The following is a 14,626-nucleotide window of genomic DNA, read 5'->3' on the forward strand; positions in this document are numbered from 1 at the left end:
TAAAGGCTAGAGGCTAAAGGCTAGAGGCTAAAGGCTAAAGGCTAGAGGCTAGAGGCTAAAGGCTAAAGGCTAGAGGCTAGAGGCTAAAGGCTAAAGGCTAGAGGCTAGAGGCTAGAGACTAGAGGCTAGAGGCTAGAGGCTAAAGGCTAAAGGCTAGAGGCTAGAGGCTAGAGACTAGAGGCTAGAAGCTAAAGGCTAAAGGCTAGAGGCTAGAGGCTAGAGGCTAAAGGCTAAAGCTTAAAAGTTTTATAGCTTAGTATTTCATGAATCGTTGATTGATTTAAATGGTTAATTTTAAATGAACTTAGGCTTTTATTCATTAGACTTTAAGCATAGCCTAAATCAATAATTTAACCGTAAAAATACATCAGAGGCATCCAGAATTGCTACATTGTGCTTGAATATGCTGTATTTTTGAAATCTAATTTCATTCATTCACTAAAACAAGATATATGAAACGAATTTTATTAAGCTTCATTTTATTCCTTTTGCTGTCCACCCAGGTCAGTTTCAGTCAACCAGGACCTGCAAAAAATGGCTTAACTGCTAAGGCAGTTTTGTTTAATTACCAGGCTCCGCACCGGGATAATAAACAGATTTTTGAAAATCTTTCCAATGGCTTTGAATTGGGCTATACACGCGATTTAAGCAATGCGTTAAGCTTTGCCTTGCCTTTGCGAATAGGCCTGGCAAATTTTCCAATTTATGATAAGCTAACTAAATCGGTAAATACGTATACCCGGGATAAAATTTACACAGGCTTGGATGCTTTACTTCAATTAAATTTTTATAAAAATTGTGGCATTTCTCCGTTTGTATATGCTGGTATCGGAGGTGCGATTCCAGCATTTGATTTTGATAACTTTTATGCACAAGCTCCATTTGGCGCAGGTCTGGATATCAGAGTAAGCGAACGATTGAAAATTGCATTGCAATCTGATTACCGCTTTGCTTTTGAAGATGGCTTTGATAATTGGCAACATGCTGCCGGTATTAAACTATTACTAGCACCTAAAGATCGTGATGAGGATGGTTGGCCAGATAAAATGGATCCTTGTCCGGATGATTGGGGAACCGTAGAAGGATGTCCGGATTCTGATGCCGATAAAATTGCTGATAAAGATGATAAATGTCCTCAAGAAGCGGGAGTTCCTGAAAATATGGGATGCCCTTCTGATATGGATAAAGACGGTGTTTACGACCGCGATGATGATTGTCCAAAAGTAGCCGGTACTGTAAAAGGCTGTCCGGATAAAGACAAAGACGGTGTAGCTGATAAAGACGATCGTTGTCCAGATGTGGCCGGTAAAATCAAAGGCTGCCCGGATACCGATGGCGATGGGTTGGTTGACATCGATGACAAATGTCCAAAAGTGGCTGGTCCAGCTAGCAACAATGGTTGTCCACCGGATCGTGATAATGATGGATTCCCAGATGCAACAGACCCATGTCCGGATTTAGCCGGTAGCATTGGCGGATGCCCTGATACCGATGGAGATGGTGTTACCGATAACAATGATAAATGTCCAAATACCAAAGGACCTGCTTCTAATATGGGATGTCCTGAAATAAAAGTTGAAGACAAAAAAGTATTAGACGTAGCAATGCGTGCGGTACAATTCCAAACAGGTACTGCAATTATAACCAAATCATCCTTCAAAAACCTGAATGAAGTTTTGTCTGTATTAAACAAATATCCAGAAATGAACTTAAGCATTGAAGGACATACAGACAGTGTGGCTGACGATGCGTTAAATCAAAAACTTTCAGAAAAACGTGCAAAAGCTTGCGCTGATTATCTGATTAAAAAAGGCATTGCAGCGAGCCGCTTGATGTCTGCTGGTTATGGTGAAACTAAACCTATTGGAGATAATAAAACCAAAGATGGCAGAGCTTTAAATCGCCGCACGGAATTTAATCCGGTTTGGCGTTAAGAATCCGTTTTTAAAATAAATTGAGGAGCTGCCTGAATGAATTTGAATTTCATAAGGCAGCTTCTCTTATTATATAGGAACTCTCTAATAACTCGTTATGCGATTTTTTTAAACACCTCATTTAAAGCAGCAAAATAAGCGTTTAAAAAAATCGCAAGCCTCGTCTAAGAAGTTATTAGAGGTTCCCTATAGAGTTAAAAAATCTTTTAAGAAACAATATTCATTTCATTACTCGATATTTAAAACTATAAATGCCTTATTATTGGATTTAGAAATTCAATTCTTTTAAAAATAAAAAATTATGAATTACATAAATTGGTTTGGAGTAATTATCGCCAGCATCAGTTCATTTGTCCTCGGTTGGCTTTGGTATAGTCCGATGCTATTTGGAAAAGCATGGCAGGAAGACAACCAATTGTCCAAAGAAAAACTAATGGCTTCAAATTTTGTGAAAGTATTTGGCCTTTCTTTTATTATGACCTTTGTGTACGCTTTTATGTTGGCTAAAACCATTTTACGAACTGACTTAAGCGGTATGGCAGATGGATTAAAATTTGGTTTGCTGGTAGGTGCTTTTTTTTCTGCTATGAGCCTTGGGATCAGTTATCAATTTTCTCATCGACCTACGCGCTTGTTTTTTATTGATGCAGGGTATATGATTGTTTCATCTACTATTATGGGCGCTGTTATTGGCTGGATGGGTTGAGTATTAATTACGAATTACGAATTGTCAATTACGAATTATGGGAGCGTTGTGGACATCCCGCGTACTTGCTGGAAGTATTGTCAATTACGAAGTAATTTATCAAGATTCAATTTAAAAATACTTAAGCATTATTACATTTAAGGATTATAGGATTGTAACATTGCAGAATTGCAGCATTTCCTAAAAGTTGATTTTCTCACCCAAGCCGGCATATAAATAGTTTGAAGCATATTCCTTTTGTAGGAGTTGAAATGCGAGGTGGCCGGTGCAGTGTGCGGGTGCGACGCGCTTTACTTTCAGTTCATTTTTGATTTTAGATACCAGTTCAATTGTTTGTTTGCGATCAAAAGGTAAAAGGTGAAATCCTCCGTACACTAAATCAGTTGGGGCTTTGGTCGTTTTTTGGGTTTCTGCAATGATGTTTTCTACGCCGGTATGCGAACAGCCAACAATCAATACATCCCCTTTTGGGGTGTGCATGCTCAAAGATAATTCGGGCAAGCCGGTTTGTTTGCATTCATCTTTTGGATGATCAAATTGGCCTTCTACAAAACTTTTATTAGGATAACAGGAAAAATAACCCATATACGCTGAACTGGTTGCAATTAAATTTAAGCCGGGAAGAATTTCTTTGGATGTTTTTACAAATTCGATGTTTGCTTTCCAAAAACGACCGGATTGTTTGATGAAGAATTTAGTACTTCCTCCATCAAAATACTGCATGTGCTTTGGCAATGAATCCTTAACAGATGGTTCTTGTCCGGTTGCATCAAAAGGTACCGGCGCTCCCCAAAAAATATCGTAGGGAAAATAAATCTTTACATTCGGATTGAGTGCCAATAAATAATCCAGCCCATTGAGATGGTCAAAATGTCCGTGAGAAATTATTACCAAATCAATGCTTTTTAAATCGATGCCCAGTGCTGTAACATTTCGTTTAAATATATCCGCATTGCTACCCGCATCAAACAGGATGGTTTTGCCCTGATATTTCGTAATACAGGAGAATCCAAAATCTTTTGTGAGCGATGTGTCTTTTCCAAATGCATCGTACAAATTGATGATACTTCCTTCTGTTAAAACAGGTTTAAAGGGAATGTTATTTGTAGGCATTGTAAATGCCAGAAAGCACATAACTATTATAAAAACAGAAATTTTTTTCATAACTATCTTTTGCGTTGATATAAATACGAACAATTCAGGGCTTTGGTTTTATCATTAAAATTACCAGATCACCTTTTATTTAAGTACCCATTGTATTCCAAATCGGTCAATTGGAAGGTACCATAAATAAAGTCTCCCTTGGTATCTGAATACACCGCATCCGCCGCACTGCTGACAGAAATCCCCCGAATGGATTTGTACTCTTTTAAAGGGGTGGACCAGGGCAATCTTTTTTTAGCTTCGGCATTGTACCGGTCGTTTGAAATAAAATTGATCAACTGCCCTTTATCATTAAACTGAAGCATGGCTACAACTCGCAGGCCTTGATTGTTAAAAGCGGCCTGAACCAGGTGATCATCGATTTCTTGCCATTCAATCCTTGGATCTATTAAGGTAGCGGGAGCCATGCAGCACATATCATTAAAAAAAGTTACTGTTTCGGCAAGATCCATTTCGGGTCCATCCAAATACTGCACTTTAAATATTGAAAATAAGCGGATATCCATAAAAGCTATTCCATTTTTATATGCATGGTATCCGGCAACAGGAAGACCCTTCATAGTTGCATTCATAAAAAACAATCTGGCTGGAGTATCCATAAAATTATATTGTACAGATTTAAAAGGCATCCATTCAGATTGCTCGTCTTTACGAATTTTACCTTCAAATTCAATCTTGAAATGCTGCACCTTTGGCTTACCTACTACCCCAGCCTGTCGTAAATAATTCTGAATTAAAACCGGCAAGCCTAAAAGATCTTTTTCGAGTAATAATTCCGATGCCTTTTGGTTTTCAGCATTCAACTGCATTTTGTAATCACTCTCAAATTGTTTGTGAAAATTCCAACTTGAAAAGCCAATGAGCGTAATTACAAAGATTATAATATTGGCAATCGTACCAAATCGGGCGTCTTGCCACGAACTAATAATAAGATATTGTGAAATCCCAACGGCAAGCAATGCAAAAACACACCAATTGTATTTTGAAAAACCATAATATCCTGCAGCTAATATAAATAAGATGCATGCTATTAACCACATTACGCCTTGCCCTTTATTGATATCCTTAGTCAATGCCTCCATGTTTGCATATCCAAAGGCTTTTGCAAATCCCATCAGATGGATAATCCCATGAAAACATAAAAGGGCAATAAAAAGTATTTTAATCATAGCTCTAATTTTTAGATTTTTCTATCACACGATATCGATTCATTATCTTAGGATGTATGGTAAAAATGAGTATCAGTAAGCCAATGCTTAGAATTAATGATTGAATCCAAAAATAACGCGTCATGATTTGTTGAATGATGATCCAGCTGATGCATATGACTCCAGAATACACAGAAAATGTCCAACTCCAGTGACGATCTGAATAGAGATTCAAAGCTTGTGTCCATTTCCAATGGGGTTGATAGATTAATCCGATAAAACAAACCAAAGATTGTAAACCAATCAAGCTAAACAATAGGATTCCCGGAATAAGATAGGATTTAAATGGTGACCCAAGAAGCCAATCTGTATGCATTCCTAACAACTGACCATTGGGTTGGATCATTAGCAAACTACCACCAACCAAAGCATTGATACTTAAAAATAAATGCAGGGTGCAAAGAATAAATAAATAGATACTCGCCTTCACCAAATTGTATTTCAAATTACTATCTATTAAAAATCAGAAAAAACAATTGATAAGTTAGAAAACCAACAAATCCTAATACAAAAGACATCCATCGATTTGTATGATAAATTTTATTAATTGCAAGTGAAAATAAAAAAATAAACCAACACAAATAGACCAGCATTTGAATCCAGAGTAAGGTACGCCAAATGGTTGGACTGTTGAGTTGAAATTCATACGTCCGTTGATCAATGATATGTACCGCTCCTAAAAAACTCGTACTGATATCATGCAATCCGGTCGACCAGGATGCAATGCCAATTCCAAATCCAAAGAGTGCAAGTACGTGTTCAAATTGTCCCTGAAGCTTCCCGAGTCTAGTTAAAACAAATATCAATCCTGCTGCGAGGATCCAGGCTAAGATCATACTAGGCGCACAAAAAACACATTGTATTTATAATATTCATCTACTGGTATATTAAGCCAGGGTTTCAATGCTTGTCCGCCACCAAAAATCAAAAAAACATAGACTCCTGTATCAAGTCTGGCTTGAACACACACTGCAAAAAATCCAAATGACAAAGCATTCGGATGCTTTAATAATTCAGAAAACGCATGCCCCGGCTTAAGAAATGCCTGTCTGTAAAGCTGAAAAAAGGAGTTCATCTACCTGGAAGTGAATAAATCACAAAATAGTAAAATCAAGAAACATGCATGGATACTAGCTCAAAAAACTGGTCAATCCGCAATGGAATGATCCGTTTTTTTGATACATGGTGCTAAACATCATGTTCTTAAATTGAGGCTTCTATGATTTCTATTGAAGGTTATTTTCGCTGCGACAAATCCAAGAGCAAGTGCTAAGGGATAATCACTAATCCAGTGGACATCGGTATTAATCATGGCGATTGCAGTTAATCCGATAATCCCATAGCCTACTGGTTTTAACCATTTTTTGTTTGGATAATTCAGGACCAATGTGGTAACAGTAGCCATCATGGTAGCCAAATGGCCACTTGGAAATGCATCGTATCTGGATGTGTTGGTTTGATATTCGACAAAGCCTGGAAGTGGTCTCCAGATGCCTCCATCTGCTGTGGCGCGAAAAGGGCTTTCTCTTCCGGTAATGCGTTTGATAATTTGTGTGGACATTCCCATGGTAATAAAGGTTTCAGTCAAATCCCAGGCAACACCTACCGAACGTTTATCGTGAAATAGCTTGCCATAAGCAAATAAACCGGCTGCCAATAGAACGGATGTACCCCTTCACCGAGTTGATACAATCCGCTGTTTAAATTTCTCGGAATTCGGATGATGCGTGCTTTCTTGTATTTTAATATAACCTCATAGTCCGTTTGTGAATACAAATGCATCTGTCTGCAAATATGCTTTACCCCATCTGCAATCGGCTGATCAAAAGGAATGAGCAAGCCCGTTGCAATCATGGTTGCAACAAAGCCGGTTGTGTATTGCTTTTTAAAAGGGGATTTAAATATTTGATACACATCACCTGGTGTATTTGTCAAAAAGCGGAATGGTTTTGATTTGGAATTTAGTGCAAGGCCAATCTCAGTCTCATGTTCCAACTGGCTGCTATCTTGTTGAGCAAAACAGAGAATAGGTAAGATTAAAAAGAAAAGGCATTTAAGCATAGAAATAATTAAAGATAGCAATGATAGTAAATAAATCCTTCCGCTGGGAGTAGGCTGAGCCTACGTCCCAATTTAAATTCAAAAATTAATCAAATAAATTTCAATTGTAAATGGAACACGAATAGGTTGAACCTTTTGAGGAATGAAATAAACTTAAAGCAAAATTATTCTTTTATTTAAAACATACATTTCTTTATAGGCTAAGCCTACGCCTAGCAATTCAATATTAATTAGTTGTCTAATTTGCAATTAATCTAAAAATTGGATGATCCCTCCGATCCTATTCACGCCGCAACGGGATCCACCGCATTGCATCAGAATTTAAATTTTAATAAACTTGATAAAACAAACCTGATGATAATGCTTTAGCTTTATATAATACACACCGGCTGGAAGTTCACTTAGAATTATATTTTCAAATTGATCCATTTTCAACTCGCGAACTAATGCTTGATTCATATTATATATTCCTAACAAGGCATCGTTTGATACATCAAATGCATTCAAGTTAATCTGGTAGCTTGCCGGATTTGGAAATGGGACCAATGCGTTTGTATTCCAAAATGATTGAGTCGCAATGAGAATTTGGGTATTCTGATAATAATTAAACTTAGCAGTTTGTCCGGTCATAAAATCAAAATCTCCGTCGTGGTCCAGGTCCACCAGAAAGGGTGCCGGATCGCCTGTGTTCGTTTTGATTGAAAATGGGTTTATTATGGGTGGAAGAAACGCAGGCATAAATTTTGTTCCATTGTTTTCAAAATACTCAAAGGATGGGCTTTGATTAGCGACCAGAAGATCCAGGTCCCCATCGTTGTCTAAATCAGCGGCCGTCGGGACCAAATCGGTTTCAGCTGATTCAATAAAAAATGGATTAAATATGACATCTCCAAACTTTGGAACTTTGGCTGTTCCAATATTTTCCTGAAATACGATTCCGTTTGTTTCTGTCCCTGCTATTAAATCCAAGTCAGCATCATAGTCCAAATCCAGCAATATTGGAGTCATATATTTTCTATTGGGATTCAAGGAAAATGGATTGATAACTGCATTTGCAAATTTAGGAGCAGTTGGAGTCCCCGTATTTTGAAAATACTCTAAATCTCCTCGTTCACTTCCAAGCAATAAATCAAAATCGCCATCCTGATCGAGATCACCAAATACAATTCGTGAATAAGCACCTGCAGTTTTTAAACTAAAAGGGTTTAATAGCGGATTCATAAATTTTGCAATATTTTGAGTTCCACTGTTTTGATAATAGTAAAAAATTCCTGAAGCACTTCCAGTAAACATATCAACATCATGATCTCCATCCAAATCTACAAAGCACGGAGTTTGTCGCATATCAGACACTTTCAATGAAAAAGGATTTGCAACCGGATTTAAAAATACTTGACCAGAAAGGGCATTCGCAGCTCCCCAAAAAAACAAATAAAATAAAAGGGATTTAATTTTTATAGATCCTATGAAATGGGATATTTTCTTCATGCTATTAAATTTGTTGCGAAATACAAATATACTCTGCCAGAAGGAACTCTCTTCCATTTTATTAATTCACTCCGCTGGGCGTAGGCTGTCCAGTAGTCAGCAATTAGGGGTCAGTAGTCAGGGGTTAATTGTCAATAGCTGAATCTATAAATATAAAAAAGCCCCTTCCCGGCAAACGCTTAGAAGGGGCAGGTTGTATCCAATTCGTTAAATCAGATGATTGCCAGTTGCATGATTTCAATTTGCATTTCTTGTTTATCCGGAATGTTCAAAGCATCCAAAGAATTCAGTAGTAGTTTTAAAGCCGTTTTCGAACGCAGTCCGCGACCCGGAGCGGTCAACTCCATAACCGGAGCGATGCAACCTCGCAATTCTTTAAGTGCATTGTTGGCGGGGTGAACTAGTATCAGACTTCTGTCGGGTACCTGGAGGAGTTCGATGTGTCTGGAAAACTTTTTGCTGACTCTAAATCGGATGCGATAAAGTCCTTCCGGGATGCAGGAGATTTGTTTGCGATTTTGCTTCCAGGGAAGTTCGATCGTTTTACACAATTCCTGTCCCATCAAAAACAGCGTACCGTTGGTAGCTGTTGGATGATAGATCCGTTTGATTTGCAATTGAATCATTGAACTGCAATTTAGTTATTCTGAATAAATTATTTGAACCGGATTGTTATCGCCAGAATTTAAAGGATAATTTTTATTATTCAATTTCTGATAAAAATTAATCCGAAGCACAATGAGCAATAAGCCTTCTGAGTCATCAATTTCTGGAGCTACAAGGTCGAAAGCCGGAATGACTTCTTTATTACCCAATGCAATTAAGTGCTCATTGCTAAAACCATTTACGGAAGTAGCGTTTGCAACACTGATACGAGCCCACATAAATTGAAATCCACAATGTGTAGCACCTTGAGCCAGATTCATTGTTTTTTCAATCAGGAATTCATTAAACTGAATTTTCTTTGCGACCTTTATAAATTCATACTTTCCTGAAAAAACAAGGTCTAAAACGGCCCGTTCGTTTAACATCAATCCGGTAAACATCTTTCTTGTTTCCGGAGATTCCAGAGCAATAGCAATTTTTCGTTCACCGCGATTGCTGACAAGATCGAATTTCTTAATCTCTGCCAATACTTTTGATAATCTGCCCATGTAATGAATGTCGGCGCTTCCAAAGCTTACCGGTCTTAAGGCTGTCCTGATAATTTTTCCTGCCTGAGAAATTTCAGTAAACTCAGCCATGTTTTCACGGGTACGCACAAATCGCGGATCGTTTTTAATCAACCCGGGTTTTACTCCACCTTTCTTTCGAACGATGTGACCGTTTTTCGATTCATAAAAACTTAGGTCATCCAGAGTGCCCTCTACTTTCAATAAACTTTTCAAACGTGCCATACTAAAAAAATTAAAAAAATTAATAAAATATTTTACTTCATGTTGCAATTGCTAAAAGCTTTTCATGAAGTCATCGCTAGTTCAACAAAATCAAAACGCCCGCAAGTTTCATTGATAGCGCACTTGTCGCTCTTGTCGCCATTGGCTTAAATTGGTGTAAATTTTGTACTTTTTCAAAATAGATAAAGAATAGATGGAGAATAGATAAAGAATAGATAAAGAAGGGATAAAGAAGGGATATAGTTATGATATAGTTATGATGAAGTTAGTCTGGAGGGCTGAGGGGCTGGACGTCTGAAGGGCTGGATTTGATTTTAATACTCTAGACTACTAATTTCCCCCGCTGGGCATAGGCTCAGCCTACGTACTTATTTTGATCGAAGAACAAATCATATCTATTTCAATTGTAAAGCGGACATGCATAGGTTGTACCTATTGAGGGATGAATCATTATCTACACAGTCGGGAATTGAAACGCATGCCTTTCATTGATAGGTAAAATATCAATTAGGCTTTGTTCTTTTGCATTCGTCCAAAAGCACCAAAACGCTTGTTAGAAATGAAGGCGTTCTTGCCTTCCTCAAGCTTCAGCTTAAATTTTTCGCACACTTTTGTTTTTATGATAAATCTTAACTGCATGTCTTTTTATAGAAAACTTAGTTAAATTTGACTGAGAAATATTTTCGCCGCGCGCTACATTTCGAACGAAATAATATTATTATTACTTTGATTGAACTACAAAGCTTTATCTCACTGGTGTTAATTTACATATATTATTTTATCCTAGCCCCAGAGGGGCGACATCTTAATAACACCCAACTACTAAAAATTTAGCGCCGTAGGTGCGGAACTAGATTATGCTGTTTTGAAATATCAAATTTCTGAACACAGATTATTAATTAATGATTCAAACGGCTGGAGCCGTTGCGCGAAATTCCTTCGATAAAATTATCTTATGTCTACTCTTCGATTTATATTAGGACGTAGGCAAAGCCTACGCCCAGCGAAGAAATTGATTTCAGAAAATTATTGCATTATAAAATTGGAACATTGAACCATTTTCCTCCCTATTCAACAAACATTTTAAAATTTATACGCCGATCACCTAACTGAGTAATCCCAAAATAAATGCCTGAGGTCAAGTTATTCAATTGTATTTCATGAATTTCCTCATTAGTTTGCCATTTTTTTGAATATACCAATATTCCAGAAGCATCATAAAGAGCCAAACGTTCGAATGTCTCTGGACTGTATATTTTAACCGAACCTCTATTTGGATATTGGTGGATTTGCAAATGATGGATCGTTGTCTCATTCAGAGAAACTGGGTTGCAAATAAATACAAAAACTTGACTACACTGGTTTGAATCTGTCACTGTGAGTTGAACAGTTAAGTCACTTGTTACAATAGTATCTGTTTGTTCGCCGGTGCTCCATAGTTTTCTATAGTTTGAATTTGGATCTTCCGGAAGAAAATAGAGCTTGCATTTGTTAGTTGCAGTAGTTGATTCAGAAATAATTTTTCCTTTCAATAACGGATGTTGCAAAACTTCTTTTATGGCCTTTGAACTGCATCCATTGCCATCTGTAACTGTTAATTGGTAAGTACCTTGCTTATCTACAAAAATTGATTGCTTAACTTCATTGGTGCTCCATTCATAACTGGCAAATTGGTCTGATTGAAGCTCAATAGTATCTCCCGGGCAAAAGGTGTTCGGTCCAGTAATTTTTGCCGTTGGATTTTGATTTACAATTAGAATGATACTGCTTCGTACAATCGAATGATCGTTGCAATCTAAATACAAATCAACCGGGTAGGCTCCGGAACTATCTATCTGTACTTCTAATTCGTGTGGATTTGGAATACTTAGATTTGCTCCTTTTAATAAAATTTGGTGCCCAACAAACGAATACCCCAATTTTACCAAATTGCTATCACTTAAATACACGGATTGCCCCTGACATACTTTTAAGGTATCAACTCCTAACCAATTGGTATTATATATCAATGGACTGGTATTTGCAATAGTATTTAAGCGGTGAGTTCGATTGAGATTGTAATCGTTATCGTTTGGAACCTGAACAGCTTCCTTGCTGAATAGAAATCCTAATGAATCGTAACGCACTAGAATAAAATATTGATTCTTATCAATTGCCTTTGGAAATAACACTCCAACATTTAAATTGGTATCTAGCAACACACTATCAATGCGAAGCAGTGCAGCTCTTCGATCGATAATTTTTGTTGAGTCTTTGGAGTCTCTTAGTTCTACCAATACCCATCGTATAATATCAGAAGGAATGTTCGCTATTTTTTCTGTACCGTTGTAATTGAAGGGGCTTATATTAAAGGGATGACTTTTTTCTATAACCGGTCTAATTCCTTGAAAACACTCTGGATCTAAGGGCATTTCAATTTTTACAATCACTGGAGCCGGAATGCAACGACCTGGCAAATTTGCATCCATCCAATTAAGTCGGTTGCGTATCCAATTCTTTAAGCGATTTAATTCATCCGGATATGAACTGGCAATGTAGGCATTGAATCCTCCGGGATTGGTACCTAGTATTTTCCATTTAGTGTAATGTCTTTTTGCGCTGCATCCAAGGTATCAAATGCATAGCGGTTTAAATATTGAAATAGACTTCCGGTATCTAAAAGTGTTTTTCTCAGTTCCAGGTAACGGCATTTCACCGCATTAGCATAATTTGTATCTGTTAATAATCTCCTCCATAATATGGGTGTAGGTATGGTTGCAGGTACACAGCCATCATACATCCAACCAGCAGTTTGTGCCCCGGAGCAAAAACTTGCATTGCCAAATGCAAAATTGTAATCCCAAACCGGACCCGCTTTTAACATGCCTTTGCTCCCATCAGCTTCTAACTTTTCTTTATAGAAAAAACTACTGGCTTTATATGCATCAATGTTTCTGGAAAATTCTGTGATCAGAAAATAATCTATAAAAGAATTTACACTGATGTATTTTTTATAACCTTTTATTGGATCTGCAAATCCAGCGGATGCTATTAACAATTCTACCGTATCAATAAAATTTTGAATATACTTTTGCTGCTTTGGCTTAATCTCATTGGAGTCAGGATAATGATGCAACCAATTTATATCCAAATTGGTCGTTGACTTTACTTTAGAAACAAATCCCAGATCTGCTGAATTGCTGTTTTTATCAATCTTCATAATATAGCCTCCTGTGAGCTCCAGTCCACTGGTATCTTCCGGATTTAGTTTTGCGATTGCCACTCGTTCAGCTCCGCGTTTAATTGATTCTGTAAGTATATAAATTCCGACATATTCATTGTTTATAAGCAATTCACAAAAACGGGTTCGCGGTCCCCAATGACCCATTGCATTCCACAAATTATAGGTCAATACATTGCGAAGCATACTGATGTCGTTGTAAGGTGCATACAAAATCCAATCTTCTTCTGCAGGCATTCCCATCAAGCCCGCATCCAGATCCGCTCCACTGACACTATCCCTTAATTCAATTCCATATTGCTTTTGTGGATAAAATTGCGAACTGTTTCCACGAATTTCAATAGCTATAAAATTATTGTAATTGAATTTCGTATCCTTGACTTTATTGATTTTACCGGGACCATTGTCAATAATCTTCATGTGGGCCAGAATTTTTGGTTCATTGGCGATGGTCTTCCCACGGGTATCAATGATACAAATTGGCAGATTGGATGAATCCAGCTTGACTATTTGCGCATTTAAAGAGATACGTATCAAACAAAACAGGATTAGAATTCTATATTTCATTTAATGGAATTGTGAACTATGAAAAGTAAAACTAAGAAATTATGATATAAATAGTCGGATTTAAATCGTAATTTAAAACAGTGCGGCAATTTATAGAAATCTTAGTTAAACTTGGCATAGATAAAATTTCGTTATGGACTGTATTTCGAACAGATTCATACAATTTATCAAATTCCTACGAAGATGTCGCCCCTCTGGGGCTATTCTATAATTTCTTTCTTTCTATAAAGATGTCGCCCCTCTGGGGCTATTCTATAATTTCTTTCTTTCTATAAAGATGTCGCTCCTCTGGGGCTATTTTATTGTTTCTTTCTTTCATAGCCCCAGAGGGGCGACATCTTTATAACACAACCAGAACAAATATTTAGCGCCGTAGGTGCGGTACTAGATTATGCTGTTTGTAATAATTAATTTCTAAACATAGTTTACTAATTAATGATTCAAACGGCTGGAGCCGTTGAGCGAGATTCCTTCGATAAAATCATCTTATGTCCACTCTTTGATTAATATTAAGACGTAGGAGGAGCCTACGCCCAGCAAAGAATCAATGGTCAGTAATTAATAGTCAGCAATCAGTAAATCAAACATTCAAATCAATTCCCCATTTTCGCCGCGCGTTGCATTTCGAACGGTTTAATTAAAATTTGACACTTGACTTCTAATTACTGACTTTTAATTTTGGACATAGAAGTAATTTAAAATCTAAAAAAATAAAATAGAACAAAATAGTCAATTGGACTCCCACCTTAATAGATAACTATGTGCATGGTTTCATCCAATCAAGAAGTTTGATATAGGAACTCATTCGATTTGGATTGATAAATTCTAAATTAGTATTATCCTTTCATATCCAATTAGAATATGAATGGTCGTATAATTTA

At 37.1% G+C, this 14,626-nt stretch carries 14 protein-coding genes; 2 read left to right on the top strand and 12 right to left on the bottom strand.

What is annotated here, in order from left to right; all coding sequences use genetic code 11:
* The first annotated feature begins 452 nt into the window (after positions 1 to 452).
* Together IPK91_04305 and IPK91_04310 are read left to right on the top strand one after the other, a co-directional pair.
* Entirely contained in the window at positions 453 to 1,934 is a 1,482-nt protein-coding gene (locus IPK91_04305; protein ID MBK8296498.1) for an OmpA family protein, read from the top strand.
* A 301-nt stretch (positions 1,935 to 2,235) separates the two neighbouring features.
* Entirely contained in the window at positions 2,236 to 2,640 is a 405-nt protein-coding gene (locus IPK91_04310) for a DUF1761 domain-containing protein (protein MBK8296499.1), read from the top strand.
* Positions 2,641 to 2,820: 180 nt separating this feature from the next.
* On the opposite strand, the gene IPK91_04315 is transcribed toward IPK91_04310, so the two are convergent.
* The 12 genes from IPK91_04315 to IPK91_04370 form a co-directional block, all read right to left on the bottom strand.
* Positions 2,821 to 3,804, bottom strand: a complete 984-nt coding sequence (locus IPK91_04315) for an MBL fold metallo-hydrolase (GenBank protein MBK8296500.1) — start codon at positions 3,802 to 3,804, stop codon at positions 2,821 to 2,823.
* A 68-nt stretch (positions 3,805 to 3,872) separates the two neighbouring features.
* Positions 3,873 to 4,973, bottom strand: a complete 1,101-nt coding sequence (locus IPK91_04320; GenBank protein ID MBK8296501.1) for a hypothetical protein — start codon at positions 4,971 to 4,973, stop codon at positions 3,873 to 3,875.
* Between the two features lie 4 nt (positions 4,974 to 4,977).
* Positions 4,978 to 5,457, bottom strand: coding sequence for a hypothetical protein (locus tag IPK91_04325; GenBank protein ID MBK8296502.1), 480 nt, complete (start codon positions 5,455 to 5,457; stop codon positions 4,978 to 4,980).
* A gap of 4 nt (positions 5,458 to 5,461) precedes the next feature.
* Positions 5,462 to 5,848: a hypothetical protein gene (locus tag IPK91_04330; protein ID MBK8296503.1), complete on the bottom strand. Its 387-nt coding sequence runs from the start codon at positions 5,846 to 5,848 to the stop codon at positions 5,462 to 5,464.
* On the bottom strand, positions 5,845 to 6,087 hold the full coding sequence (locus IPK91_04335; protein MBK8296504.1) for a hypothetical protein: 243 nt from the start codon (positions 6,085 to 6,087) through the stop codon (positions 5,845 to 5,847). Before IPK91_04335 ends, IPK91_04330 begins: the two co-directional genes overlap by 4 nt.
* A gap of 120 nt (positions 6,088 to 6,207) precedes the next feature.
* Positions 6,208 to 6,669 (bottom strand): phosphatase PAP2 family protein, encoded by a 462-nt coding sequence (locus IPK91_04340; GenBank protein MBK8296505.1) that lies wholly within the window; start codon positions 6,667 to 6,669, stop codon positions 6,208 to 6,210.
* Positions 6,615 to 7,073, bottom strand: coding sequence for a hypothetical protein (locus tag IPK91_04345; protein MBK8296506.1), 459 nt, complete (start codon positions 7,071 to 7,073; stop codon positions 6,615 to 6,617). Before IPK91_04345 ends, IPK91_04340 begins: the two co-directional genes overlap by 55 nt.
* Positions 7,074 to 7,394: 321 nt before the next feature.
* Positions 7,395 to 8,561: a T9SS type A sorting domain-containing protein gene (locus tag IPK91_04350; GenBank protein ID MBK8296507.1), complete on the bottom strand. Its 1,167-nt coding sequence runs from the start codon at positions 8,559 to 8,561 to the stop codon at positions 7,395 to 7,397.
* Positions 8,562 to 8,773: 212 nt separating this feature from the next.
* A complete protein-coding gene (locus IPK91_04355; protein ID MBK8296508.1) occupies positions 8,774 to 9,184 on the bottom strand; it encodes a hypothetical protein in 411 nt (136 codons plus the stop codon).
* An 18-nt stretch (positions 9,185 to 9,202) separates the two neighbouring features.
* Positions 9,203 to 9,958, bottom strand: a complete 756-nt coding sequence (locus IPK91_04360) for a hypothetical protein (protein ID MBK8296509.1) — start codon at positions 9,956 to 9,958, stop codon at positions 9,203 to 9,205.
* Between the two features lie 1,067 nt (positions 9,959 to 11,025).
* Complete coding sequence (locus tag IPK91_04365) at positions 11,026 to 12,426, bottom strand: T9SS type A sorting domain-containing protein (protein ID MBK8296510.1); 1,401 nt, start codon at positions 12,424 to 12,426, stop codon at positions 11,026 to 11,028.
* 95 nt (positions 12,427 to 12,521) lie between these two features.
* A complete protein-coding gene (locus IPK91_04370) occupies positions 12,522 to 13,715 on the bottom strand; it encodes a CotH kinase family protein (protein MBK8296511.1) in 1,194 nt (397 codons plus the stop codon).
* Between the last annotated feature and the right edge of the window lie 911 nt (positions 13,716 to 14,626).

Source organism: Saprospiraceae bacterium (genome assembly GCA_016712145.1).
Lineage (GTDB): Bacteria > Bacteroidota > Bacteroidia > Chitinophagales > Saprospiraceae > Vicinibacter.

What these genes read in the sequence shown, in the direction of transcription:
- IPK91_04305 (MBK8296498.1), top strand. Translation starts at nt 453, where the DNA reads ATGAAACGAATTTTATTAAGCTTCATTTTATTCCTTTTGCTGTCCACC.
- IPK91_04310 (MBK8296499.1), top strand. Translation starts at nt 2,236, where the DNA reads ATGAATTACATAAATTGGTTTGGAGTAATTATCGCCAGCATCAGTTCA.
- IPK91_04315 (MBK8296500.1), bottom strand. Translation starts at nt 3,804, where the DNA reads ATGAAAAAAATTTCTGTTTTTATAATAGTTATGTGCTTTCTGGCATTT.
- IPK91_04320 (MBK8296501.1), bottom strand. Translation starts at nt 4,973, where the DNA reads ATGATTAAAATACTTTTTATTGCCCTTTTATGTTTTCATGGGATTATC.
- IPK91_04330 (MBK8296503.1), bottom strand. Translation starts at nt 5,848, where the DNA reads ATGATCTTAGCCTGGATCCTCGCAGCAGGATTGATATTTGTTTTAACT.
- IPK91_04335 (MBK8296504.1), bottom strand. Translation starts at nt 6,087, where the DNA reads ATGAACTCCTTTTTTCAGCTTTACAGACAGGCATTTCTTAAGCCGGGG.
- IPK91_04345 (MBK8296506.1), bottom strand. Translation starts at nt 7,073, where the DNA reads ATGCTTAAATGCCTTTTCTTTTTAATCTTACCTATTCTCTGTTTTGCT.
- IPK91_04350 (MBK8296507.1), bottom strand. Translation starts at nt 8,561, where the DNA reads ATGAAGAAAATATCCCATTTCATAGGATCTATAAAAATTAAATCCCTT.
- IPK91_04360 (MBK8296509.1), bottom strand. Translation starts at nt 9,958, where the DNA reads ATGGCACGTTTGAAAAGTTTATTGAAAGTAGAGGGCACTCTGGATGAC.
- IPK91_04365 (MBK8296510.1), bottom strand. Translation starts at nt 12,426, where the DNA reads ATGGATGCAAATTTGCCAGGTCGTTGCATTCCGGCTCCAGTGATTGTA.